The following is a 3,325-nucleotide window of genomic DNA, read 5'->3' on the forward strand; positions in this document are numbered from 1 at the left end:
TTGAGATAAACTCTCATTAAGCTGGCGATCGCTGACTAGAGTGTGACACTTCATAATTCTTAGTAATCGCTAAAAGTCTTACTATACAAGGGCTAGAGCAACTTTTGATTTCAACGACTAGGGTGCGGAATGTGGGTTTAAAATTCGCTCAAATCAAGATGATTAATTTCCAGCAATTCTCATTTTGAAACGATTTTGCGTTGTTTCAGCGATCTAGAGATTCGTTAAGAATTATTAACCCCTCTAGGTGCAAGGGTTTTAATGTCATGAAACCTTAAAATGAGAATTGCTGCTTTCTTAATCAATCTTGAAATCCCAAAAATTCTTTGGTACAATTACGTAAGGGAGTTTCCCCCCCCTGTAAGTTAGGTAAGCAAAATAAATTACACAATGTCCGATGCAAACAGAACGAAGTGGAGTGAAGCAATCGCTAGGACTTGGGATTGCTCAGCTATCGTTCGCATCGAACCCTATAGTATGTAATTAATTCTGTACAGGTACTTATTAGTCAATACTCTCAAATCCGTGAAATCACTAACCCTATGATCAATCCACTCAATAAACTAATGATTTCTCAACCCCCCTCAAAAGCCGATTTAATCAACCTCTTAGAAGCCAGGGGAGAGTTACAACAAACCCTATTCGCTCTTGCGCGTCAAGTTCGTCGAGAACAAGGGGTAGATGCGGTTACTATGCGAGGGGTCATTGAAATCTCCAATGTTTGTCAGAAAAACTGTGAATATTGCGCTATGAGAGCCAGTAATCAAGAGTTACCCCGAACTCGGATGTCCGCAGAAACGATCTTAGCGATCGCTGACAAAATCAATCAAACAGGAATTCCCATTCTTTTCTTACAAGCTGCCCAAGATCCGCTTTGTGATCCCATTTTGGAGGAAGTGATTCCCGAAGTCAAGAAACGCTATGACATGAGTATCTTGCTCTGTTTAGGGGAGAAAAAAAGAGAAGTGTACGAGAAGTTTGCAAAATTAGGGGCAGATTCTTATATTCTTAAATTTGAAACCTCTAGCCCAACTCTCTATCGTCATATTGCTTATACTCCCCTTGAAAAACGGATTCAATGTCTTCGTTGGCTACAAGAATTAGGTTATAAAGTCGGCACAGGAAATATTGTGGGTTTACCTGAACAAACGATCGAGAATTTAGCCGAAGATATCTTAAAAGTGTGGGAACTTAGAACGGATTTTGCCAGTTCCTCTCCGTTTATTCCCAATCCGGGAACTCCTTTATCTCATTTGGGTTATGGAGACTTAAATTTAACCCTCAATACCATGGCCATTTATCGCATTCTCCTCAAAGATATATTAATTCCTACCATCAGCGCTTTAGAAAAAATTCAACCCGGCGGTCAGTTAATGGGGTTAAATGCGGGAGCTAATGTGATTACGGTGAACTTTACCCCGAAAGCACAACAAGAAAACTATGTCATCTATTCCGATCAACGGTTTGTGGTGAGTTGGGAACACGCTAAAAAAATCATCAGCCAGGCAGGTTTAACCTTGAAATCTTCTGAAATTCTTGCCTATACTGCTTAAAAATCATTAGAAACTTTCTAAAAAACATAGAGGAAAATTCCATCATGGTTGCAACTGTTTTACGTCCCTTCACGGTTAGCCCCCGTCATCAACATCTTATTGAACGCGCGGAAACTCGCCTTGAAGACTTTAAACGCTTAAAAGAATTAGGGCTGCTCACCCAAAGTGGAGATTATTTCCCTTCTGTCCACTATCCTCCCATTACCATGTATCCAGAAATCACCGAGGAGGAGCTATTTAAGGATTATACCTTGCCTGTCGATGGTAAATTCGACATTTACGTTCATATTCCTTTCTGTCGTCGTCATTGTACTTTCTGTCATTATCCCGTTGTGACGGGGGCTTCGGATGAGGAAAAAAGCTTCTACCTCAAAGCCCTAGAGAAAGAAATGGATCTTTACATGAATCGCCTAGTAATTGACAAGATTCAGGCTCGTTCGATTCTCATTGGGGGGGGAACACCAACTTATCTGACTTTGGAGCAACAAAAATACTTCTTTGATTTCTTTACCCAACGGGTGGATTTATCTAGCTGTGGCCAGTTTAACTATGATGTCGATCCGGTGACGTTAATTGGTACGGAAGGGATTCAACGCTTAGAAATGATGCGTTCTTATGGAGTTGATCGTCTTACGATTGGAGTTCAATCCCTTAATGATCGGGTGTTAAAATTAATGAATCGTCATCATGGCTCAAAAGAAGCCTTAGAAGCGATTGAACTGTGTCATCAAATGGGATTCCAGTTAGATATTGAATTTATCTTCGGTTATCCTGGAGAAACCATCGAAAATTGGATCGAGGTGATGGAACAGGCGGTTACTTTACCCGTCGAAGAAATTCAACTCTATCGTCTGAAAGTGGAAGCGTATGGCGATTATCAAGGACCGATCAAGAAAGTCACCGAAGTTCGTCCCGAAGATATTCCTAACAATGATGAACAAATCATGATGAAACAGATTGCCATTGATATCCTTAATGAAAATGGATATTATGAGAATCTACGTCGAGTCTTCAGCAAAAAACGAGAACATTACTCCTGTTATGCCGATAATCAATGCTGTGGCTTACTCGATCAACTGGGATTTGGTCAAACCGCCTTCAGTAGTCTTCGCAATCGCTTTGGTTTAAATACCCAAAACTTTGATGAATACTACAGCAAGATTGAGGCCGGAAAACTCCCTTTAAATCGCGGTTATGTTCGTAATACTGATGAACAACAACGATGGGCAGTCATTCTTCCTTTGAAAAACCGTTGTGTTTGGAAGAGTTATTTCAAAGAAGTGACGGGTGGAGCGGACTTAAATGAAGTTTTTGGCCAGAAAATTGAGCGATTAAAAGCCTATGGCTTACTCAATGAAGACGAAGAGAAAATTGAGTTAACCAAGCTGGGAGGGTTCTTTGCTGATGAATGCGCTCAATACTTCCATAGTCCTGAGTTCCTTAATTTTCCGGCTGAAACCTATGCTAAAGGACCGTTGCATCCCTGCTTAACCTAACCTAATCATGAAACAAGTCCAAGTTAAATAATAATCCCAGAGATGGCCTTCAGAATTCAATTCAGGAGGTCATTTTCTTTGTTTTATTGTACTGGTGCAAGATGTGATAACTGAACTTCCCCCATACATATATACCCCACATTCCGCACCCTAAAGTGTCACATTGAAAATTTTATCCAAATCGTCAAAACGATTGCTGGCTCTGAATTACAGGCTAATTTGTTTGTCTAGCAGATGCACAATTAGCCCTAAAAATCTGATAGCTCTGATACCAAA

Annotated in this window: 2 protein-coding genes; both read left to right on the top strand. The window is 40.4% G+C overall.

Annotated elements, in window-relative coordinates; all coding sequences use genetic code 11:
- Positions 1 to 542: 542 nt before the first annotated feature.
- Positions 543 to 1,553, top strand: a complete 1,011-nt coding sequence (locus tag IM477_RS11320) for a biotin synthase BioB (RefSeq protein ID WP_103112447.1) — start codon at positions 543 to 545, stop codon at positions 1,551 to 1,553.
- Positions 1,554 to 1,597: 44 nt separating this feature from the next.
- Complete coding sequence (locus tag IM477_RS11325; protein ID WP_287731779.1) at positions 1,598 to 3,049, top strand: coproporphyrinogen-III oxidase family protein; 1,452 nt, start codon at positions 1,598 to 1,600, stop codon at positions 3,047 to 3,049.
- Positions 3,050 to 3,325: the final 276 nt, after the last annotated feature.

The organism is Microcystis sp. M090S1 (assembly GCF_020246295.1).
GTDB lineage: Bacteria > Cyanobacteriota > Cyanobacteriia > Cyanobacteriales > Microcystaceae > Microcystis > Microcystis aeruginosa.